The organism is Ignavibacteriales bacterium (assembly GCA_026390775.1).
Taxonomy (GTDB): Bacteria; Bacteroidota; Ignavibacteria; order Ignavibacteriales; family Melioribacteraceae; genus Fen-1258.
This window is the reverse complement of the sequence record JAPLFF010000005.1, coordinates 30,940-52,724: the sequence shown is the minus strand read 5'-3', so window position 1 is coordinate 52,724 and position 21,785 is coordinate 30,940. Positions and strand designations below refer to the sequence as shown.

The following is a 21,785-nucleotide window of genomic DNA, read 5'->3' as shown; positions in this document are numbered from 1 at the left end:
ATCATAACAGATGTTAAACTAAACCAAAACTGCCGAGAAAATTCAAGATGGCGGAATGTTCGAAGCAGAGTAACAGCAGTAGGAGTTAAAATGTTAGAGTTAGAAAAAGATACTAAGAAAAAAGTATCTAAACCCAAAAGAGAAAGGTACATCAATGCAGATGAATACTCTCCTGAAGATCTTAAAGAACTTTCTGAACTTTATGCGCATTCATTCCGTGATATAAAGGAAGGTGAAATTCTTGAAGGTACAATCGTTGGTGTAAATACCGATAACGTTGTTGTTGATGTAGGTTTCAAGTCAGACGGAACAATTTCAAAATCAGAATTCAACTCAACCGAAGAAATTAAGATCGGTGAGAAAGTTGATGTTGTAATTGAAAGCGTTGAAGATGAAGACGGAAACTTAGTTCTTTCCAAGAAGAGAGCAGACTTCCTTAAAATTTGGGGAAGAGTTATGGATTCTTTCGAAAATGAAAAAGTTCTTCCTGGAAAAATTCTTAAACGAATTAAAGGCGGAATGGTTGTTGACTTGATGGGAATTGAAGCATTCTTACCGGGTTCACAAATTGATATTCGTCCTGTTCGTGATTTTGATGCATTCGTCGGCCAAACGATGGATTTCAAAATTGTAAAAGTAAATATCCCTACGGAAAATATTGTTGTCTCTCATAAAGTTCTTATTGAAGAAACAATTTCCGATCAGCGTAAAGAAATTCTTGATAAGCTCGAGAAGGGACAAATTCTTGAAGGTACTGTTAAAGCAATTACTGACTTCGGTGTATTCATTGATCTCGGCGGTGTTGATGGTCTTATTCACATTACAGATCTAAGCTGGGGAAGAATTAATCATCCTAGTGAAGTTGTCAGACTTGATGAGAAGATTAAAGTTGTTGTTACTGATTTTGAAATGGAACGTAAGAGAATTTCTCTCAGCTTAAAACAACTCTTACCGCATCCATGGGAAAAAATAGAAGATAAATTAAAGATCGGAGATAAAGCTGCCGGTCGTGTTGTTTCACTTACAGATTACGGCGCTTTCATAGAGATCGAAAAAGGTATCGAAGGATTGATTCACATTTCGGAAATGAGCTGGACACAGCATATCAGCCATCCATCCCAATTTGTTTCGATGGGACAGGTTGTTGATGCAGTTATATTGAGTCTCGATAAAGTAGAAAAGAAAATTTCACTCGGTATGAAACAATTAACTCCTGATCCATGGTCGGATCTATTAAAGAAATATCCTGTCGGTACACAACATCAAGGTATTGCACGCAACCTGACAAACTTTGGTGTGTTCGTTGAACTCGAACCAGGTATTGACGGATTAGTTCACATCAGTGATCTTTCATGGACCAAGAAAATCCGTCATCCCGGTGAAGTTGTTAAGAAAGGCGATAAGATTGATGTTGTTGTTCTTGGTGTTGATACGGATTCAAGAAAAATTTCTCTCGGACATAAACAAATCAATGCAAATCCTTGGGATAATTTTGAGAAAGAATATGCAATTGGAAAGAATTCCGATGGAAAGATTGTCCGCATAATCGAAAAAGGATTGATTGCTGAACTTCCATTGAATGTTGACGGATTTATTCCGGCGACACAACTTTCTACTTCTAAGATCAAAAATCTTTCTTTCTGTTTTCCAATCGGAACAAAACTTGAATTGAAAGTAGTTGAGTTCGATAAAGAGAATAAGAAAATTGTTCTTAGTGCACTTGCAGCATTAAAAGAAAAATCAGATGAAGAAATTTCCAAATACATTACCGATTTCAAATTGGAAAAAGTTACAGCTGCTGATTTGAAACAAGCGGATGCCGGTAAATTCGATTCATCAGATTTTAATTTATACGAGGATACAAAACCTCAACCGCAAGTTCCTGCTCCACCGGCGGAAGAGAAGAAGAAAGATGAATAGCTTTTAGCCATTGGCTATTAACTGTAATAGAAATATTCGGGCTGTATTTAATCAAATTTGTTTTTAGATTGGATGCAGCCCATTTTGTTTTTGGAAAGTTGTCAGTGGTCGGTTGTGTTTTATATTTTATAACTGACAACCATCAACTGACCACTAACAATAAATAAATATCAATTATAAATTTAATGATTGAGATCATGTCCAAAGTAGCTTTCCATACATTAGGTTGTAAACTTAATTTTTCTGAAACCTCAACAATCGGGCAGCAATTTCTGAAACATGGATTCAGTATTGTTGATGAAAAAGAAAAATCAGATGTATTTGTGATCAACACGTGCACTGTTACGGATAATGCAGATCGTGAATGCCGGCAAATTGTTCGCCGTGCGCTAAGAAATAATCCGAATTCATTTATTGTTGTTACCGGATGCTATGCTCAACTTCGTCCCTATGAAATTGCAAAGATAGATGGAGTTGATGCAGTACTTGGCAGTAATGAAAAATTTAATCTGTTCTCTTATCTGGAAAATTTTGAGAAGAAGGAATTATCATGCATCTTTATTTCTCCGACAGAAAATTTGGATTCATTCAATCCTTCTTATTCAACCGATGCAGATAACCGCACAAGAGCATTTTTCAAAATTCAAGATGGATGCGATTATAAATGTTCATTCTGTACAATTCCTTTAGCACGCGGTAAGAGCAGAAGTGCAAGTCCGGAAGAAGTAATTAATGAGTTTAAACAATTATTGAAAGCCGGATACAAAGAAATAATTTTAACCGGTGTTAATGTTGGCGATTATGGAAATTCTTTTGATATTGATTTGTATGCACTTCTTAAAAAAATGTTGAAAGTAGATGGTGATTACCGGATTCGAATCAGTTCAATCGAACCTAATCTTCTAACCGATGAAATTTTAGATTTGACCGCGAAGGATGAAAGAATGTGCAATCATTTTCATATTCCGTTACAAAGCGGATGCGGTGAGATATTAAAACTAATGCAACGTCGTTACAAAGTTGAGGATTATGAAAAATTAATTTATAAAGCTGTTGAAAAAGTTAATGATCTTAGAATTGGTGTTGATGTCATCGTCGGTTTTCCCGGAGAGACGGAGGAAAATTTTCTTGAGACATATAATTTTCTAAAAGATTTACCGATCTCGTATTTGCATGTGTTTACTTATTCTGAACGACCGGAAACAAAAGCAATTGAGATGGCAAATTCTGTTGATCCTATTGAACGGAAGCGGCGCAGTAATATGCTTAGAATTTTGAGCGAAAAGAAAAAACACGAATTCTATCAAAAAATGGTTGGAAAAGAATTAACAATACTTTTCGAACACGAAGATCATAACGGAATGATGAAAGGATTCTCATCAAATTATGTCCGTGTAAAACATTCGTTTGATCATGAATTAATTAATAAATTTGTGAAGGTAAAAATCAAGGAGGTTGATGAAAATATTTGTACAACAGAGAATATTTCAATTAATGAATCAATAAACATTCAGGCAGGTTGAAAATGAAAAACATTATCTCTCTTGTTGTGCTTGTTTCATCAATATCATTTGCGCAGAGCGAACAAACCAAAAGTCTCATCGAATTAAAACAGCTATCAGCTATCAGCAATCAGCTTTCAGCTAGTAACATCCATCATCCATCATCCAGCATCCAGTATCAAGTATCTGATAACCAGAAGAAAAATCCAGCGCTGGCAATTTTATATTCTATGTTATTGCCAGGAATGGGCGAACTATATGCCGGGAATTATGATAGCGGAAAATATTTTACAATTGCCGATGGTGTTCTTTGGGGAGCGTTTGCCGGATTTGAAATCTATGGTAAATGGAAAGAGAATGATTACAAATCATTCGCCGAATCAAAAGGCGGAGTCAATCTCAGCGGTAAAGAAGCAGAATATTTTGCTAACATTGGAATCTACCAAAGTATAGGTGATTATAATACTGCTATGGAATTAAATCGCAATTTTGATAAAACTTATAACGTTGCATCATACTATTGGAAATGGAACGATAATGATCAACGCAAAGAGTACCATGATTTATGGTCTTCAAGCGAATCCGCTTATACTAATGTTAGGTTTGTTGTTGGTGCTTTAATACTTAACCGTTTGATCAGCGCCGTTAATGCTGTTAGGTTGGTTTCTGCTTACAATAAAAATCTTTCGCAAGAAGTTAGCTGGAATGTTTCTGTTGGTTTGAATAATCATCCAACCCTACCGACTTCGATAACTTTTAATTTTGTAAAATCATTTTAATGATATAGTTAGTGGTCATTAATCCGATTAATGACCACTGACAATTCTCACCTTTATACTAACAACCATCGAAGAATTTTCATAATTTTGGATTGAACAAGAATTAATTCAAATTGAATAATTACAAATTATTAATCCAATACGACGGAACAAATTATTCGGGATGGCAAATCCAGAGCAATGCTGTTAGTGTTCAGCAAAAAATTGTTGATGCCGTCGAAGTTATTCTGAAAGAAAAAATTAATCTAATCGGATCCGGCAGAACAGATACCGGTGTACACGCTTTTGGACAAGTAGCTAATTTCAGAATTGAAAGCGAATTAGATCTTTATAGATTCCGTTATTCGCTTAATTCTATTTTGCCGAATGACATTTCAGTTCTGAAAATGGAAAAAGTGGATGAATCTTTTCATTCCCGGTTTGATGCCAAGAACCGGAGTTACATTTATCTTTTTTGCGATCACAAATCTCCATTCTATAATAATTACTCTTATTATTTTCCTTCCATTTCGAAACTTGATTTCAAATACCTCAACAAAATTTCAAAAGCATTATTAGGTCCACATGATTTTACATCTTTCTCAAGAAAGGATATTGAGATTGAAGACAAAACTTGTGAGGTTAAAGATATTATTTGGCACAAAGGAAAAACTATCTCAACTTTTTATATCTCGGCAAATCGGTTTATGCATGGAATGGCAAGAACAATTATTGGAACACTTATATTTGCTGCTGAAAGAAAACTTGGTGAAGATTATTTATTAAAAGTTCTCAAAGAAAAAAATAGAGAAGAAGCGGATGAATCTGTACCAGCTAAAGGATTATTCTTATTTAAGGTGAGGTATTGAAATGATAGATCTATCGAACAAAGTTTCAATTATAACCGGTGGTTCCAGAGGAATAGGGGAAGCATGTGTAAAATTATTTTTGAAAGCGAACAGCAAAGTTGCTTTTACTTTTAAGAGTGCAAAATCACAAGCAGAAAAGTTAGAAAAAGAACTTGGTAAAAATGTTAAAGCTTATTGTGTTGATATGGAATCCGAGAAAGAAATTTTTGAAATGGTAAAAAAAGTTGCTAAAGATTTTGGAAAGATAGATGTGCTCGTTCATAATGCCGGGATCTGGAATGACGGAACTCTTGAAAAAATGACGCTCGATCATTGGAACGAACTCATACGAGTAAATCTCACTTCAACATTTTTATTCTGCAAAGCTGTAACTACTTACATGAAGAAAAATAAATTTGGAAGAATAATTTTAATAACATCAACTGCCGGGCAGCGTGGAGAAGCATTTCATTCTCATTATGCTGCTTCAAAGGGCGGTATGATTTCATTCACAAAATCTCTTGCTGTGGAATTGGCTTCTAATAATATAACCGTAAATTCCATAGCTCCAGGTTGGGTTGATACAGAAATGAACGATGATGTTTTTGCTGATAAAGATTATAAAGAAAGTATCAGGAAAGGGATTCCCGTTGGAAGAATTGCAACTGCCGAAGATATTGCAGGACCAACTTTATTTCTTGCATCTGATTTAGCACGACATATCAATGGTGAAATTCTTAATGTAAACGGCGGAAGTGTTTTATGTGGGTAAATATGTGAGCTTTTGAATATTGGGTTCATTATCATATATTTGAATTGAGTTGATTATAGTAACAGACAAAAGAAAAACTACAAATGGAATTTTTAGCTGAACTTCATCCGCGCATCGTTCACTTTCCTGTGGTATTATTTATATTATATTTTTTTCTTGAAGTGTTTGGTCTTCTGCTTAAGAAAAATTACTTGAGTAAATCGGCATATATAATTTTAATTGTAGGAATTGTAACGGCGGTAATTGCAGTGTTGACTGGAAATCAAGCACATGAGGCAGCAAAATTTCTCTACAAAGGAAAAACAAATTTGCTGAATGAAATAATTGAACGGCACGAACAAAATGCAACTATAACACTATGGTATTTTTTTGCAGTTTTAGTTTTAAGAACGTATTTAATTCTCAAAAAGAAATTTGAGTCCAATTGGAAACACATTTTTATTCCTATTGGATTAGCGGGTTGTTATCTAATATATATAACAGGAATACACGGCGGTGAATTAGTTTTTAAATACGGAATTGGGACTCAACTTTTTGGAAAGTAATCCATAAATAAAAATGAAATGAAAAAACTTTTATTTTTTCTAATACTTTTTAGTTCTGTCACTTTTGGTCAATTCAAATTCGGTGCAGCCAAAGGTTTATTTATGGGAATAGCTGTAGGTCCAAGATTTCCAATTGGAGAATTTGCAGATGCGCAGAATATTGGAATTGGCGCTGAAGTTATTTTCTCTTACAGTGATAACGAGTTCCTACCTGTATTTCTTTACACAATGATCGGTTACCAACATTATCCGGGAAGACAAGATTTTTATAAACGAAGCGACTATGCATCGTTCTCAAGTAATGTTTTTATGATAGCTCCTGGAGTAAGATATTATTTCAAACCAATTTTGGAAAATGTTGTTTTGCTAATGCCTATAATTGATATCGGTGCCGAGTATGCTCTCTTCGAAAATTGGCATCAGTTCAAGATTGACAGCGGTAAACAAAATTTTGTTGAAGATATAAATAAATTCGGTTTTCATATCGGTGCAGGTTTTTCTATGTTCATTCTGGATGTTGTTACTTATTATAATTACTTACCCCAAAATCAATATCTGTCTTTTAATCTGAGAGCTAACATTCCAATTTTTGTAAAAATGTAATGAGGGATTTATGAGTTTCAATAATATTTTATTTGAAGTAAAAAATAAGATCGGGTTTGTTACAATTAATCGCACTGATAAGTTAAACGCACTTAACGATGCCACTGTTACCGAATTGAAAGAATGTTTTACTGCAATTAAAAATGATGAAGGTATAAATGTTGTAATTATAACCGGCGCCGGAGAAAAAGCTTTTGTTGCCGGCGCAGACATTTCCGAATTAAATAAATTGGACGAATCAACCGGAAAGAAATTTTCAGAGAACGGACAAGCGGTTTTCAACTTGATCGAAAATCTTGGTAAACCTGTTATTGCCGCTGTGAACGGATTTGCACTTGGCGGTGGATGTGAACTCGCATTATCATGTCATATAAGATTTGCAAACGAGAAAGCAAAATTCGGGCAGCCAGAAGTCAACCTTGGTATAATTCCGGGATATGGCGGAACACAAAGATTAACCCGATTGATTAATTCTGGTCGTGCAGCAGAATTAATTTTAACCGGAGATTTAATTGATGCAAATGAAGCTTTGAGAATTGGTATAGTTAACAAAATATTCAGTTCAGAAGAATTAATTAGTAAAGCAACTGAGTTTGCAGAAAAAATTTCTTCGAAAGGACAAATCGCAGTTAGAAAAGCATTGCTTGCAATTGTTAGTTGTGATGAACTTTCGGAATCTGACGGTCTTAATTATGAGGCAAAATTATTTGCGGAAGGCTGCGGCTCGGAAGATTTTAAGGAAGGAACAACAGCTTTTCTGGAAAAACGTAAACCCAATTTTAAAAACTCGTAGCGCAGAATCATATTCTGCGCCTAAAAAGTAACGCACAGATTTTGAATCTGTGCTGCGATCAATAATTTGACAAACCAAAAACAAAAATTTATTAAATATCTTGTAGCCGCAGCGGTAATTCTACTTATTGTAAACATTACAATTGAGTCGCTCAAAAAACCCAAAAAAGTAATTGCAATTCATGAGCTTTCAGTTTTTCAAATCGAAACCGTTTTCTTTAAAGTTCTTGATGAATATGGAATTGAAACTAAGTGGATAACAAGAAAAAAATATAAGTCCGCAGATTATGATTCTGTAAAGACCGAGTACGTAGTAAAAATTCCGGCAGATATGCCTGTTCCACTAATCATAAAAGATATTAATAAAGTTATTGAAAAAGACATTACCGGATTCGTATCAGAAGAAAAAAAGATATACGGAACAACTGAGATTCGTATTTATACTAATGAAGTTCTGAAATTGAAAACAACACTAATTCCTGATAAAGAAATTATCAGAAAGAGAAATGAGCTTTCATTTGTAATAAATGATGTATTCGATCTGAGCGAAAAGAACTTTAACAACTTTTTGAGTATTCACCATCCGCTTTCTTGCACTGTCGTTCCGGGTCATGATTTGGTCATCAAAGCTGATTCTCTTAAAGATTACACGAAAGAATATGCAATTTTATTGAACAATGATATCAGCGATCCTAAGATGAAATTAAAATCCGATTATCAAAAGGAATTACTGCGCGGTTCGATGCAAAATATTGTTTCCAGTTTTAGAGATGCTAAAGCATACATCATAGATGAAAGTTCCACATTGTATAATTCTCCAATCTATAATTATATTCGAGATGATTTTAAACGCCAAAGCATTTTTCTATATCCACGTTCCGAGTTAATAGAATTAAAGGCACAGGAAGATTCAGAACTGGTTTCAAAGTTTAAATTTTACTGCGAGGACACAACGGGAGTACATCAGAAAATTTTTTTCAGTTCATTCGATAATTTTTTAAAAATTCAGAATGAGATTGAAAAAATTAAAAAGAAGGGTAATAAGATCATTCCGCTTTCAAAAACATATCTTGCAAAAAATACTGTTGGTGTAAAAACTAAGTGAGGAAGTTTCCCTGCAAGTCTAATTCAATTGGTTCTGCTCCAGGGATTTGTTTTAACTGATCAAAAACTTTTTTACGGTCACCAACTGCAACTACAACCAGTTCATCCGGTAATATATTATTAATGGCAGAAACTTTTACTTCTTCGTTAGTAGCTGATTTAACTTTCTTTGTATAATTAATAAGTTCATCTACATGAAGTGAATGAATTAATAGTGACTCAAGATTGTTTGCAATTTGATTCAATGTTTCAAAACGCGAAGGAAACTGTTTTATCAAATAAGATTTTGCAAAATTTATTTCTTCATCAGAGATATGTTCGCGAATCCCGTTCAGCTCTTTTAAAATTTCAATAATTGCTTCACCAGTGTTTTCAATATTTACCGCTGTTGAAATTTCGAACAATCCAATTTCTTTATAATAATGGAAAGAAGAATTAGCCCCGTAAGTAAATCCTCTTTTCTCGCGCAAGTTTGAATTTATTCTGCTTGAAAACGGTCCGCCTAAAATAGTGTTCATAATTCTTGTAGGAATAAAATCATTTGAGTTCCGTTTATTAGAAATATGCCCAACACGGATTTCGCTTTGTGCGGAATCAGACTTGTGAATAAAATAATATGATGTTTTATTACGCAGTGGAGTTTTAAAATATTGATTGTTATCTGATGAAGTAGTCCATTCGTTGAAATATTTATTGAATAGTTTAACAATTTCTGTTTCTCCCAAATTTCCGACACTAACAATTTTTGCATTGGAAGAAGTGAATGTCCGCGCAAAAAAATCTTTAACATCATCATTAGAAATTCTTGTTACGCTTTCGGCAATTCCGATTTCCGGAAATCCGTAGTATGAATCACCAAAGACACGATGCTCGAATGCAGATGAAGCAATAAAGGAAGGTTCATCTTTTAACTGAAGAATTCTGTCTAAGACTTTTTTCTTTTCACGCTGGAAATCTTTTTCCTCAAACCGTGGCTTCAGAACAATTTTGGAAACTAGCTCAAGTGATCTCTCAAAATTTTCGGTTAGTGATAAAATGGAAAGAATGGCGGTATCATGATCGGTTGAAACAGAAAATACGGTACCAAGTTTTTCAAACTCTTCACTTAATTGAAGAGCATCAAATTCTCCGGCTCCTTCATCCATCAAAAGTGAAGTTAAATATCCCAATCCCTTTTTTTCTGTCGGATCAAACCTGCAGCCGGAAAAAACAATTATCTCGGAATAAACAATTGGTAATTTTTTTTTGTGGACAAAACTTATATCAATACCATTTCCGAGTTTCAAAAATTTTATCTCTGGAATATTGAATAACAATTCTTTTGCAGGTGTAGGTATAACAGATCTGTTAAGCATTATCATCACTTCGTTTTAGGAATAATATTTAGTTCGATAAGTGGTTTCGTTAAAAACTTTTGTGCAGCATCTATAATCTGTTCGCGAGTTACTTGTTCATAACGCGAAAGATCAAATAGAAATGAATCGGGTTCATTCAGATAAAAATTATAGTGATTAATATGATCTGTTATTAAATCAATTTTTTGCAATGAGAAGATGTAAGCAGACTTGATATTATTCTTAGCTCTCATTAACTCATTTTCAGTAATGCCTTTGGATATTAGTTCATCAATTCCTTTTGTGATCTCATCTTTAATTTTTTCAAGAGTAATACCCGGCTTTGCCGTTGATGCGATTATAAATGAACCGTCAAGTTTTCCGGAATATTGAAACGATGAAATATCCTGGGCAATTTGTTTTTCGAAGACAAGCGATTTGTGAAGCCGGGAATTTTTTGATGACGTTAAAATATCCGAAAGCAGATCGAGTACTGCATCATGTTCTTGAAATGCTTTAACTGTGTGCCATGCAAGATAGATCCTTGGCAGTTGAACATTGTCTTCATAAGTTATTTTTTTGGGTTTGTCTCGAGATTGTTTCTGTGCCTCAATCTCCGGAATCGGTACAGTTCCTTTTATCTCACTAAAATATTTTTCAACAAGATCTTTAGCATTGGAGTTATCAAAATTTCCGCCGATTACTAAAGAAGCATTGCTTGGTGAATAATATTTCTCAAAAAATTTCTTTACATCATCAAGTTCGAATTTTGCAATGTCATCCATCCAACCGATTGTAGGCCAGGAGTACGGATGATCTTGAGAAAACAAATTTGAAAATAATTTTTCCCATGCTAATCCGTACGGTTGATTTTCGTATCGCTGCCGTCTCTCATTCATTACAACATCTTTTTGATTATCGAGTTTCTCTTGATTCAATCCCGGCAGCATAAATCCCATTCTATCAGATTCTAACCACAAAGCAAGTTCAAGATAATTTGCAGGAACAGTTTCATAATAATTAGTCCGTTCAAAACTTGTAGAACCGTTCAAACTTCCGCCGGCTTCTTGTATAAATTTGAAATGTCCTTCTTTAGGAACATTCTGTGAACCTTGAAACATCATATGTTCAAACAAATGAGCGAACCCGGTTTTACCATTTCTCTCGTTAGCTGAACCGACTCGGTACCACAAATTAACTGCAGCTAGAGGAATTGAAAGATCGGGATAAAGAATCACCTGTAATCCGTTGGCTAGAGAATATTTCTCGTAATCAATTTTGAGTAAGTTTTTTGTCATCAATTGGTTTGTCGGATTAATCATTCAATATAAACTCTATACGATCCAGCTTGCCGTCAATATTTGTTCGCGGAAAGATTTCAAAAATTTTACATAGTAAAGGATAGATATCAATATTCCAAAGAGTTCCTGCATGGTAGTTTTTTTTAAAATTTGGACCAACTGCTAAAAATATTCCATGCATATCTAGTTGGTTATTATCATAACCGTGATTTCCTTTTCCATCCAAGTCGGATTTTCTATTTGAAAGAACCGTCCAACCTAAATCGGCAACAACAACTATTTGAGGAATAAAAGGATGATCATTAAAATGATAATATTCCGGAACTTCATTGCGTAAGTAAACTTTGTAATGGTTCTCATTTTTTTTCAGAATGTTGTAAACATCGTTGACCTTTTCTTTTTTCGGTTCAACAAACATGATTGGACCGCCGTCGAAAAATTTACAATCAGGCGAACCAGCTATCTTTTCAATATTAATAGTCCGTTCTTGTGAGACTTCAGTCATACCATGATCGGAAACAAAAATAACGTTGACACTATCACGCATTTTTATTTCATCTAGTTTATGGAAAAGCAATCCGGCAATATTATCAAGAGTTTTAATTGCTTGATTAGTTTCAGGAGAGTCTGGACCGAATTTGTGTCCCTGTGTATCTGTTTCATGAAAATAGACTGTAATAAAATGAGGTCTTTTTTCTATTGGTAATTTTAACCAATCAATAACACCTTCAACACGTTTCACGTATGGCCGTTCGTGAACATACTTCTCATAATAAGTTGGTCTCCGGTAAGGGATAAGAATTTCTGACCCAGGCCAAAAATAACTTGCAGTTATTATTCCCTGTCTTTCAGCAGTTTCCCAAAATGCTTCTCCTAAGTACCATCTGCCATCTCGAACAGCGTTCGTATCTCCCATTCTATAAATAGTTTTATTGAAAGGATCGCCGAAAGTATTAGCAATAATTCCATGATGAGCCGGATACATTCCTGTTATTATAGACTGATGATTTGGAAAGGTTTTTGATGGGAATGTTGGACGCAGTGAAAGAGCGGATACTCCGTTTACTTTAATCTTATCAAGGTTGGGAGTAATTTCTCTTTTTAAGTAATCCCATCTAAATGCATCAAAAGAAACTAATATTACATATGGTTTTGAACCTGCAAAAACACAAATAGAAATAGATAGATATAGCGATAAGAAAATGATCAATTTTTTCATTTGGTAATCCTTGCTAATAATAAAGGTAAATATAAGAATGTATAAGTTAAAATTAAGATTCTACAGATGAGATGGATGAAAAGATAGTTTTTAAACTAAGAAATTCCAATTTTGTTGAGAACAAAAAGTGGATTTTTAGAAAATTAAAAAATTGTTAAATCCTTTTGACATTAATAAGATTTTCATATCTTCCAGTGTAAAAAAAATCTCCAATCAACTCATTGATTAAAAGAAGTGAGTTAATTAAAGTTTATACTCTATGAATCTAAAAATGAATTCATACACACATGTTAGTAATCTTTATCATCTGTATAAAAATCATTCTAATAAAAAATCCGCTTTAATTTATAATTCACTAACCCTAAAAGGAGTAATGTATGAGAAAAGTTAAACAATTGATTTCTTTTTCCCTGTTTACGGTTGTATTGTTTAGCTCTCAGTTAATGTATTCCCAAACTACAGCATCGATCAACGGAACTGTAGTTGATCAAATTGGAAATGCATTACCGGGCGCTAATGTTATTGCAATTCATCAACCAACAGGAACTCAGTTTGGAACATCAACTCGACTTGATGGAAAATATAATTTAGTTGGCTTACGAGTTGGCGGTCCATACAAAGTAACAGTTTCATTTGTCGGTTACACAACTCAAGTTGAAGAAGGATTCTCTTTGGCATTAAGTCAGAACTTGAAAATCGATTTCAAACTTCCGGAACAAGCAGTTCAACTAACAGGTGTAACAGTTACTGCAGAAAAAGGTGCGGTCCTATCCCAAGCAAGAACAGGTGCTGCTCAGAACGTATCTCTAAAACAGATTGAAGAAATTCCTACACTTAATAGAACTTTCGCTAGTTTCGCGAAATTGTCTCCACTATTCTCGGGAACTTCACTTCAAGCTGCAGGTAGATCAAGCAGATTTAATAATATCCAGATTGACGGAACAGCTTACAACGATATCTTCGGTTTGTCTTCATCGGGTACACCTGGTGGTTCAGCTGGAGCTAACCCAATAAGCTTTGATGCTATTCGGGAATTTCAAGTTGTTATTGCACCTTATGATGTAAGATTAAGTGGGTTTACGGGCGCAGGTATTAATGCAATTACACGTTCCGGTACTAACCAATTCAATGGTTCTTTATTCTTCTACGGAAGGAATCAAGCTTTTACCGGTCAGAGAAATCCCACTACAGGTCAGGATGTTGCAGTGACAGATTTTTCAAGTTCGCAATATGGTTTTAGGCTGGGCGGACCAATTATGAAAGATAAACTTTTCTTTTTTGTTAATGGTGAAATGACAGCTGATAATAGACCCGTAGTTACTCCATCTTTACAAGCTGGTTTTGGTGCCAACACTCCTGCTCAGTTACAAGCAAAGGTTGATCAATTTGCTGCTGATTTAAGAGCTAAAGGAATGGAGCCAGGAAGTTCTGCTGATTTTACACGAAAAGCTCCTAGCACAAAATTTATGATAAAATTTGATTACAACTTAGCAGATAATCATCAATTAACTTTAAGACATAATTACGTAGATGCTTATCAAGATAATTTATCAGGAAGAGGAACTCAATCAATGAGTTTCGACTCATATAATTACCGTTTCAACAGTACAACTAACTCAACAGCATTATTATTGAATAGCCATTTTGGTAATAATATGTCTAATGAATTAATTCTTGGTTATACAACAATCAGAGAAAAAAGAACTGCAACTGGTGGTATTACACCTTTAGTCGTAGTTAAAGAATTGAATACTACTTTTACAATGACAGCTGGTCTTGACAACTACTCCGCTGCGAATGCACTCGACCAAGATGTTATAGAATTCACAGATAACTTCTCATACTATACAGGTAATCATACGATTACTTTAGGTACTCACAATGAATTTTTCAAGTTCACAAATTTATATATAAGAAATGTTGCTGGAAATTATTCATATAATAGTTTAGCAGATTTTGAGGCCGACCTTCCAGCAAGTTACACGAGAACATATGCAAGGTTTGGTGATCAAAATGGTAGACCAGCTGCTAGTTTCAATGTTGCTCAATTAGGGTTTTATATTCAAGATGAATGGGCAGTATTACCTCAGTTGAAGATTACTTATGGATTAAGAGTTGATATACCAACCTTCCCCACAGGTCCGGCACAAAATGACTCAGTATCAAAATATTTTCCTGGAATTAACACCAGTACTGCTCCTACAGGAAATATGTTATGGTCACCACGTGTTGGTTTTAACTGGGATGTTTCCGGTGATAGAACAACTCAATTACGAGGTGGTCTTGGTATCTTCTCCGGACGCGTTCCATACGTATGGATTTCTAATAACTATGGTAATTCAGGAATGTTGACACAGCAAATTGACCTGAAGACCGCAAGAACAAATTTAGTTTTCAGGCCGGATCCTACTAACCAATATACTGCAGGTTCAAGCCCATTACTTGGTGCACCAAGTGTTAGATCTGAAATTGATTTAGCAGATCCTAATCTTAAGATGCCCCAACTATTGAAATTAAATGCTGCCGTTGATCAACAATTACCACTTGACTTTGTTGGTACTGTAGAGTTTCTATATTCAAAAACGATTAACGATATGTTATATAGAAAACTTAATCTGAACCCGATAATCGGCTATACTAGATTACCGAACGGAGGTTTGGAAAACGGCACAATAGGGAGACCTATCTTCGGTGGAGAAAACTTAAAGAACAACAATTTTACAGATGTACTTCAAACATACAATACTAGTGATGGTTATCAATATAATTTGTCTTTCCAAATTCAACGAAGTGTTGCAAGAGGTCTTTCGCTAAGTGCTGCTTATAATTATATGCAGGCTTTTGACCGTAACAGCGTAACTTCTTCTCAAGCTCAATCTCAAATGGCATACTTGGCAGTAGCCGGAGATCCAAATTCTCCACCACTAACAACTAGTGATTGGGAAATTACACATAGAGCATTTATTTCAGCTTCATTCACTTGGGAATTCTTGAAGAACGCTCCAACAACAATATCATTATTCTACAATGGTCAGTCAGGAAGAAAATTCGCTTTCTGTGCTAGTGGTTCTTCAATTACTACTGGTACAAGTACTACTGATCTTAATGGTGATAATTATCCTGGTAATGATTTATTCTACATTCCAAGAAACGCTAATGAAATTCTTTTAGGATCAATTACAAATAATCAATTTGTTCCGGCAACAGCAGCAGGTACTACATTTGCTGACCTTGATGCCTTCATTAAAAATGATGACTACTTAAGTCAGAATCGTGGTAAAATCGCTGAAAGAAATGGAGCTACCGCGCCTTGGCAATATTATCTTGATATGCATATCCAACAAGCAATCCCGGACCTTTGGGGAATGGGAGCTTTCTTAGTTTATTTGGATATTCAAAATGTTCTCAATTTAATTAATCCAAGTTGGGGTCAAGTACAAGACGTTGCTAGTGGTAATGATACTTATAATATCGTTTCATATCGTGGAAGAGTTACTTATAACGGAAATGCTAACGTACCGGTTTATAGTTTTTCAAAACCAGTAAACGGTACAGCATATTCTTTTAGTGATCTTTCTTCACGCTGGCAAATGCAGTTAGGAGCTAGATACGCTTTCTAATTCTTAATTGAATAGAAGTTATTAAGAACCCCGATTTTTATCGGGGTTCTTTATTTTAGGAACGAATTTATTTGTAATTAGTGAATTGCACGGGGAAATCTAGATTGGATTCTTTTACAAGTTTCATGATTGCTTGTAGGTCATCAATTTTAGGAGCTTGTACCCTTATCTGTTCATCTTGAATTTGTGAATTTACTTTGAGCTTACTTTCCTTAATCATTTTCGTAATCAGCTTGGCATTTTCTTTAGATATTCCGCTTTGTAGATTAATCACTTGTTTCAGTCTTCCGCTCGCTGCGGGTTCCGGTTCAAGAAATTTCAATGCCTTAATAGAAATTCCGCGTTTTATAAATTTTGTCTGCAGAATATCTATAGATTGTTTGCGTGAGTAATCATCTTTTGTGTTAAGTGTAATTAATTTTTCTTTTTTGTTTAGAATAATTTCCGTGTTAGAGTCTTTTAAATCATAACGCTGTTGAATTTCCTTAGCAGCTTGGTTTAAAGCATTATCTACTTCTTGAAAATCAATTTCCGAAACGATATCAAATGAATGATTTGAAGCCATAAATTGCTCCTTGACTTTAATCAATGAGATAAATTATTTTCTAATAATTTAGTTAATAAATTTTTGTCGGGGTGGGGAGATTCGAACTCCCGACCTCTTCGTCCCGAACGAAGCGCGCTAACCGGGCTGCGCTACACCCCGTATTTAACGGGGCAAAGATAAAATTTTTAGAATTGATAAAAAAATCGAAAGATTTGAATAGAAAAAAATCTTTCACTTAAAGGTGAAATAATAATAAAAAACTTTCTTTAATTGTTTAGTTCTTCTTGATTATCGCTACAGATATAAGCCATGCTCAGCTTGCGAAAAATACGTGGCCTTTTTTATAGTTTTAAATTTATTTTGTAATAAATCGAATTTAGTCTAACTTTACGCAAGAGATTTTCCTTTAACTTTATCCGGAGAGATAGGCAAGGGATGAAAAACAAAATTAAAATAGGAAACAAAATTGAGACCTCGGCGACTGAAAAGTCAACGAGGATTTTTTTTATTAGCCAGAGGCTAACCCTATGGATATAAAAGCAAAAATTATTGACGAAGAAGGATTGAACAGAACGCTGACCCGCCTTGCACATGAAATTTTAGAAAAGAACAAAGGATCAAAAAACCTTGTACTAATTGGTATGCGAACTCGCGGTGAATTTATTGCAGAAAGAATCAAACAAAAAATTACAGAAATTGATAAATCAATTCCCAGTTATGGTGTACTTGATGTAACTCTTTACCGCGATGATTTCCGGACACGTCTTAAACAACCGGAAATTTCTGTAACCAACTTTACATTTGATATTAATGATCGGGATGTAATTCTTATTGATGATGTTCTTTACACTGGCAGAACTGTTCGTGCGGCACTTGATGCATTAATGGATCTTGGGCGGCCAAATACTATTCAACTTTGTGTTTTAGTAGATCGCGGTCACCGAGAATTACCAATCCGCGCAGATTTTGTCGGGAAAAATATTCCAACATCAATTAATGAAGAAGTCCGTGTACGCATAAAAGAAACAGACGGTGAAGATGCTGTTTATTTAGTTAACGCTCCAAGTAAAAATTAGAGAGAGAATCATGTCATTATCAAGCAGACATTTATTAGGTCTAAATGGTGTACCCAAAGAAGATATTCAATTGATCCTTGATACTGCAACTACGTTTAGAGAAGTTCTTGAACGGCCGATCAAGAAGGTACCGACACTTCAAGGGAAAACAATAGTAAATCTTTTTTATGAAGACTCTACACGTACAAGAATCTCTTTCGAACTCGCTCAGAAACGTCTTTCAGCCGATACAATAAATTTTTCCACTTCGACAAGCAGCGTTAAAAAAGGTGAAACTTTTAAAGATACTGTCCGTAACATTGAAGCAATGAAAGTAGACATGATAGTTGTTCGTCATAAATCAGCCGGTGTGCCGCAATACTTAACTCGAATCTCTAAAGCGAATATCATTAATGCGGGAGATGGTCTCCACGAGCATCCTACTCAAGGATTGCTTGATATGTATTCGATTAAAGAACGTCTTGGTAAACTTGAAGGACTAAAAGTTTGTATAGTTGGGGACATTGCTCATAGCCGTGTAGCACTTTCAAATATTTTTGGTTTGAAATCAATGGGTGCTATTGTATCGGTTTGCGGACCTGCTACAATGATTCCCTTAGGAATTGAATCATTAGGTGTGAAAATATTTACAAACATAGATGAAGCTATCACGAAGAACGATGTTCTCAACGTTTTGAGAATTCAGCTTGAAAGAAACGCCGGAACAAGAATTCCTTCGTTAAGAGAGTATCATAAATATTTTGGAATTACTTCCGATCGAATAGAAAAGTTTAACAAAGAAATTGTAATACTGCATCCCGGACCAATTAACCGCGGAGTTGAACTTTCATCTGAAGTTGCTGATGGTCCGTATCAAGTAATTCTTGATCAAGTTACTAATGGTGTTGCTGTTCGCATGGCGGTTTTATACTTACTCGGTACAATGCATTAAGCCAAAAGGTGAGAAATGAAAATTATTCTTAAACAAGTTTTAATATTAAATCCGGAACAAAAATTAAATCAAAAAAGTGATTTACTGATTAACGACGGGATTATTGAAAAGATTGATGGACTGAAAGAAGCAGATTTCAAATCATCGAAAGTTTTTGATTTTGATAATAAACTATGTTCCCCGGGATTTTTTGATATGCATGTTCACCTACGAGAACCGGGAAGAGAGGATGAAGAAACTGTTGAAACAGGAAGCAATGCCGCCGCCGCCGGAGGATTTACCGGAGTAGCTTGTATGCCAAATACGGATCCAAATATAGATTCAGCAGAAATTGTACGTTTTATTAAAGAGAAAGCCAAAGATCACTTAGTTGATGTTTATCCTGTTGCTGCAGCTACTCTTGCACGAAAGGGAGAAGCTCTTTCACCAATGTATGAATTATTCGAAGCCGGTGCAGTTGCGTTTTCTGATGATGGTGTTGCTATTAAGAACGCAGGTGTTTTACGAAATGCTCTTGAATACTCTATCAACTTTGGAACTCCTATCATTGAACATTGTGAAGACGAATCAATGGCAGACGGTGTAATGAATGAAGGATTAACTTCAACTACATTAGGATTACCTGGAATTCCGAAGGTTGCAGAGGATCTCATAGTTATGAGAGATATTATGCTTTCTGAATTTACCGGCGGTAAAGTTCATATTGCTCATGTCAGTTCGAAAAAATCTGTTGAGCTTGTCAGACAAGCAAAGAAAAATAAAATTAGTGTTACTGCTGAAGTAACGCCGCATCATTTTACATTGACTGATGACTTATTAAAAACTTATGATACGAATTACAAAATGAATCCTCCGCTGCGAACACGAACAGATGTAGAAGCAATGATTGAAGGATTGAAAGATGGAACGATTGATTGTATTGCAAGTGATCATGCCCCTCACGCCATAGAAGAAAAAGAAATGGAATTTATTTTTGCACCAAATGGTATAATTGGACTTGAAACAGAACTCAGTTGAGTGATGAGTGAGTTAGTTCATAAAAAACATTTAACCATTTCTCAGATAATTGAGAAAATGGCAATTAATCCCAGAAAGATTTTAAACATTCCAATTCCACAAATAAAAATAGGTGAGGTTGCTAATCTTACAATTTTTGATCCTGATCAGATATGGACTGCTGACATAAATAAATTTAAATCCAAAGCGAAAAACTCACCATTTGATAAACGTCTTATGACAGGTAAATCAATTGCTGTGATTAACAAAGGTAAAATGTTCTTCGAAGATAAATTTACTTCAATATAAAATTCAAAAAAATGTTCAGTGCTGTTCAATCAACAAGACAACTCTGATTGTTCTATCCCTCCCTTAAACTTCAGTAAAGTATTTAACCTCAAAATCGAACTAAAAAAGCAAGTTCTACCTCTGAATAATTAGAAAGATAATTGGCATTATGATTGTACTATCATAATCAGAAATTTACGGAGGATGTTATGAAAACCTTAAGATTATTTTTTAGCGGAATATTTTTACTCACCATGTTATTGATAACTGGCTGTGATCATTTGCATGATTACGATAACACACCGCCTTCAAAACCAATAAATATAAGTACAGTAACCGGAGATAACAGAGTTGATCTTTATTGGGATAAAAATCCGGAAAGAGATGTTGCGGGTTACAATGTTTATTACAGTTATTCCTATAATGGAAAATATACTTTAATAGGCAGTACACAGAGTACTCATTTTATTGATGATGGAGCTAAGAATGGAACAACATATTATTATGCAGTAAGTGCATATGATTATAACGGCAACGAAAGCGATTTAAGTGAAGATGTTGTATATGATACACCACGTCCCGAAGGATTTAATCAGGCAATTTTCGATTATAACAAATCTCCAAATAATGCCGGTTATGATTTTAGTAAATACCTCGTTTTATCTTACAATGATACTAACGCTGATATGTTCTTCGAAAATTATAACGGCACCTTTTATCTAAATGTCTGGGCGGTTGACTCTGATCTTCAAGATATGGGACTGACACAAGATATATGGGATATCAGTTATGCGCCTATTGGTGGATGGATTCCTGTTAAACAAGGTGAAAATGTAAAATATACTCAAGCAATAGTTGGCCATACTTATGTAATATGGACTTGGGATAATCACTTTGCCAAAGTAAGGATCAAAAACATTACTAACGAAAGAATGGTATTTGATTGGGCGTATCAGTTAGTTGAAGGTAATAGGGAATTAAAGAGAGGAAATCTCTCATCGAAAAGAAATTTAGTACCAGACAAAGTTGAAAGAAAATATTAACCTCGATGCATTCCTTCTCCTTGTTGAAAAAGCATACCTTAATGGTATGCTTTTTTATTTCTTTTAATTATTTTGGTGTAAGATTAGAGAAGAAAATGAAATCAAATAATAAAAACAGAGTCATACTTTTAATAAGTAGTTTGCTGCTAATTCTTAATTTTAATTCGGTGGTAATTAAAGCACAAGGATCAACCGGAAAAAATGCCTTAAAAGTTTTCTTACGTATTGAAGAAGGGGTAGCCGGTGCAACAGTTGACAAATTTTCAAAATATTTTGGGATTAAGAATTATCTAAGTCTTTCAAATGGGGCATCTGGTTATTACAGCACAAATCAATCTTACTATGTAATAAAAGATTTTCTAAGTATATACCAACCTACATCCTTCAAGTTAACTAATATTGTTACTGAAACTGCGACTCCGTTTGCATCCGGAATCTTAAAATATAGCACAAAGGGAGTTAGAGGTAGCTCAATTGTTTTTATCTCACTGCATTTCATTGATGGCGAGTGGAAAATTTCTCAGATAACAATTAACTAGAATGATAAACAAATTCTTGAATCGGAAACTAATATTTACAACTCTAT

20 protein-coding genes and 1 tRNA gene are annotated in these 21,785 nt (G+C 34.6%); 16 read left to right on the top strand and 5 right to left on the bottom strand.

Translation table 11 applies throughout. From position 1 onward, the window contains the following. The first annotated feature begins 90 nt into the window (after positions 1-90). The 9 genes from rpsA (at position 91) to NTZ27_04705 (ending at position 8,845) form a co-directional block, all read left to right on the top strand. Entirely contained in the window at positions 91-1,920 is a 1,830-nt protein-coding gene (gene rpsA / locus NTZ27_04745) for a 30S ribosomal protein S1 (protein ID MCX6174047.1), read from the top strand. Positions 1,921-2,117: 197 nt separating this feature from the next. Then, positions 2,118-3,443, top strand: coding sequence for a tRNA (N(6)-L-threonylcarbamoyladenosine(37)-C(2))-methylthiotransferase MtaB (gene mtaB, locus NTZ27_04740; protein MCX6174046.1), 1,326 nt, complete (start codon positions 2,118-2,120; stop codon positions 3,441-3,443). A gap of 2 nt (positions 3,444-3,445) precedes the next feature. After that, positions 3,446-4,201 (top strand): hypothetical protein, encoded by a 756-nt coding sequence (locus NTZ27_04735; GenBank protein ID MCX6174045.1) that lies wholly within the window; start codon positions 3,446-3,448, stop codon positions 4,199-4,201. 113 nt (positions 4,202-4,314) lie between these two features. Continuing rightward, positions 4,315-5,049, top strand: a complete 735-nt coding sequence (gene truA, locus NTZ27_04730) for a tRNA pseudouridine(38-40) synthase TruA (GenBank protein ID MCX6174044.1) — start codon at positions 4,315-4,317, stop codon at positions 5,047-5,049. A 1-nt stretch (position 5,050) separates the two neighbouring features. Next, positions 5,051-5,800, top strand: a complete 750-nt coding sequence (fabG, locus tag NTZ27_04725) for a 3-oxoacyl-ACP reductase FabG (GenBank protein MCX6174043.1) — start codon at positions 5,051-5,053, stop codon at positions 5,798-5,800. Positions 5,801-5,883: 83 nt separating this feature from the next. Next, on the top strand, positions 5,884-6,345 hold the full coding sequence (locus NTZ27_04720; GenBank protein ID MCX6174042.1) for a hypothetical protein: 462 nt from the start codon (positions 5,884-5,886) through the stop codon (positions 6,343-6,345). Between the two features lie 18 nt (positions 6,346-6,363). After that, complete coding sequence (locus NTZ27_04715; GenBank protein MCX6174041.1) at positions 6,364-6,948, top strand: hypothetical protein; 585 nt, start codon at positions 6,364-6,366, stop codon at positions 6,946-6,948. Positions 6,949-6,958: 10 nt separating this feature from the next. After that, positions 6,959-7,741 carry an enoyl-CoA hydratase-related protein gene (locus NTZ27_04710; protein ID MCX6174040.1) on the top strand — a complete coding sequence of 261 codons (783 nt, stop codon included), beginning with the start codon at positions 6,959-6,961 and terminating at the stop codon, positions 7,739-7,741. Positions 7,742-7,807: 66 nt separating this feature from the next. After that, positions 7,808-8,845, top strand: a complete 1,038-nt coding sequence (locus NTZ27_04705) for a hypothetical protein (protein MCX6174039.1) — start codon at positions 7,808-7,810, stop codon at positions 8,843-8,845. On the opposite strand, the gene NTZ27_04700 is transcribed toward NTZ27_04705, so the two are convergent. From NTZ27_04700 to NTZ27_04690, 3 genes are read right to left on the bottom strand one after another with little or no spacing between them, the layout of a single operon-like run. Continuing rightward, complete coding sequence (locus NTZ27_04700; protein MCX6174038.1) at positions 8,838-10,199, bottom strand: pitrilysin family protein; 1,362 nt, start codon at positions 10,197-10,199, stop codon at positions 8,838-8,840. The two genes, NTZ27_04705 and NTZ27_04700, sit on opposite strands and share 8 nt — an antisense overlap. Before the next feature lie 5 nt (positions 10,200-10,204). Beyond that, on the bottom strand, positions 10,205-11,500 hold the full coding sequence (locus tag NTZ27_04695) for a pitrilysin family protein (GenBank protein ID MCX6174037.1): 1,296 nt from the start codon (positions 11,498-11,500) through the stop codon (positions 10,205-10,207). Beyond that, positions 11,493-12,698 (bottom strand): ectonucleotide pyrophosphatase/phosphodiesterase, encoded by a 1,206-nt coding sequence (locus tag NTZ27_04690; GenBank protein MCX6174036.1) that lies wholly within the window; start codon positions 12,696-12,698, stop codon positions 11,493-11,495. Before NTZ27_04690 ends, NTZ27_04695 begins: the two co-directional genes overlap by 8 nt. A gap of 377 nt (positions 12,699-13,075) precedes the next feature. On the opposite strand from NTZ27_04690, the gene NTZ27_04685 reads away from it, so the two are divergent. Further along, positions 13,076-16,318, top strand: a complete 3,243-nt coding sequence (locus NTZ27_04685; GenBank protein ID MCX6174035.1) for a carboxypeptidase regulatory-like domain-containing protein — start codon at positions 13,076-13,078, stop codon at positions 16,316-16,318. 67 nt (positions 16,319-16,385) lie between these two features. Here the strand turns inward: NTZ27_04685 and NTZ27_04680 are convergent, their stop codons facing one another. Then, a complete protein-coding gene (locus tag NTZ27_04680) occupies positions 16,386-16,883 on the bottom strand; it encodes a YajQ family cyclic di-GMP-binding protein (GenBank protein MCX6174034.1) in 498 nt (165 codons plus the stop codon). Between the two features lie 66 nt (positions 16,884-16,949). Next, a tRNA-Pro gene (locus NTZ27_04675) sits at positions 16,950-17,024 on the bottom strand. A 368-nt stretch (positions 17,025-17,392) separates the two neighbouring features. On the opposite strand from NTZ27_04675, the gene pyrR reads away from it, so the two are divergent. From pyrR to NTZ27_04645, 6 genes are all read left to right on the top strand, one after another. Further along, positions 17,393-17,941, top strand: a complete 549-nt coding sequence (gene pyrR, locus NTZ27_04670) for a bifunctional pyr operon transcriptional regulator/uracil phosphoribosyltransferase PyrR (protein MCX6174033.1) — start codon at positions 17,393-17,395, stop codon at positions 17,939-17,941. Positions 17,942-17,951: 10 nt separating this feature from the next. Beyond that, positions 17,952-18,872 (top strand): aspartate carbamoyltransferase catalytic subunit, encoded by a 921-nt coding sequence (locus NTZ27_04665; protein ID MCX6174032.1) that lies wholly within the window; start codon positions 17,952-17,954, stop codon positions 18,870-18,872. Between the two features lie 15 nt (positions 18,873-18,887). Continuing rightward, positions 18,888-19,889, top strand: a complete 1,002-nt coding sequence (locus NTZ27_04660) for a dihydroorotase (protein MCX6174031.1) — start codon at positions 18,888-18,890, stop codon at positions 19,887-19,889. A gap of 3 nt (positions 19,890-19,892) precedes the next feature. Next, positions 19,893-20,177 (top strand): amidohydrolase family protein, encoded by a 285-nt coding sequence (locus tag NTZ27_04655; protein MCX6174030.1) that lies wholly within the window; start codon positions 19,893-19,895, stop codon positions 20,175-20,177. Positions 20,178-20,365: 188 nt separating this feature from the next. Beyond that, positions 20,366-21,199, top strand: a complete 834-nt coding sequence (locus NTZ27_04650) for a hypothetical protein (protein ID MCX6174029.1) — start codon at positions 20,366-20,368, stop codon at positions 21,197-21,199. A gap of 95 nt (positions 21,200-21,294) precedes the next feature. Then, the gene (locus NTZ27_04645; GenBank protein MCX6174028.1) at positions 21,295-21,738 is read left to right on the top strand and encodes a DUF4783 domain-containing protein; all 444 of its coding nucleotides are present in this window, start codon (positions 21,295-21,297) and stop codon (positions 21,736-21,738) included. The last annotated feature ends 47 nt before the right edge of the window (positions 21,739-21,785 follow it).

Coding starts and splice junctions, on each gene's coding strand:
- rpsA (MCX6174047.1), top strand. CDS start 91: ATGTTAGAGTTAGAAAAAGATACTAAGAAAAAAGTATCTAAACCCAAA.
- mtaB (MCX6174046.1), top strand. CDS start 2,118: ATGTCCAAAGTAGCTTTCCATACATTAGGTTGTAAACTTAATTTTTCT.
- NTZ27_04735 (MCX6174045.1), top strand. CDS start 3,446: ATGAAAAACATTATCTCTCTTGTTGTGCTTGTTTCATCAATATCATTT.
- fabG (MCX6174043.1), top strand. CDS start 5,051: ATGATAGATCTATCGAACAAAGTTTCAATTATAACCGGTGGTTCCAGA.
- NTZ27_04720 (MCX6174042.1), top strand. CDS start 5,884: ATGGAATTTTTAGCTGAACTTCATCCGCGCATCGTTCACTTTCCTGTG.
- NTZ27_04715 (MCX6174041.1), top strand. CDS start 6,364: ATGAAAAAACTTTTATTTTTTCTAATACTTTTTAGTTCTGTCACTTTT.
- NTZ27_04710 (MCX6174040.1), top strand. CDS start 6,959: ATGAGTTTCAATAATATTTTATTTGAAGTAAAAAATAAGATCGGGTTT.
- NTZ27_04700 (MCX6174038.1), bottom strand. CDS start 10,199: ATGCTTAACAGATCTGTTATACCTACACCTGCAAAAGAATTGTTATTC.
- NTZ27_04695 (MCX6174037.1), bottom strand. CDS start 11,500: ATGATTAATCCGACAAACCAATTGATGACAAAAAACTTACTCAAAATT.
- NTZ27_04690 (MCX6174036.1), bottom strand. CDS start 12,698: ATGAAAAAATTGATCATTTTCTTATCGCTATATCTATCTATTTCTATT.
- NTZ27_04685 (MCX6174035.1), top strand. CDS start 13,076: ATGAGAAAAGTTAAACAATTGATTTCTTTTTCCCTGTTTACGGTTGTA.
- NTZ27_04680 (MCX6174034.1), bottom strand. CDS start 16,883: ATGGCTTCAAATCATTCATTTGATATCGTTTCGGAAATTGATTTTCAA.
- pyrR (MCX6174033.1), top strand. CDS start 17,393: ATGGATATAAAAGCAAAAATTATTGACGAAGAAGGATTGAACAGAACG.
- NTZ27_04665 (MCX6174032.1), top strand. CDS start 17,952: ATGTCATTATCAAGCAGACATTTATTAGGTCTAAATGGTGTACCCAAA.
- NTZ27_04660 (MCX6174031.1), top strand. CDS start 18,888: ATGAAAATTATTCTTAAACAAGTTTTAATATTAAATCCGGAACAAAAA.
- NTZ27_04655 (MCX6174030.1), top strand. CDS start 19,893: ATGAGTGAGTTAGTTCATAAAAAACATTTAACCATTTCTCAGATAATT.
- NTZ27_04650 (MCX6174029.1), top strand. CDS start 20,366: ATGAAAACCTTAAGATTATTTTTTAGCGGAATATTTTTACTCACCATG.
- NTZ27_04645 (MCX6174028.1), top strand. CDS start 21,295: ATGAAATCAAATAATAAAAACAGAGTCATACTTTTAATAAGTAGTTTG.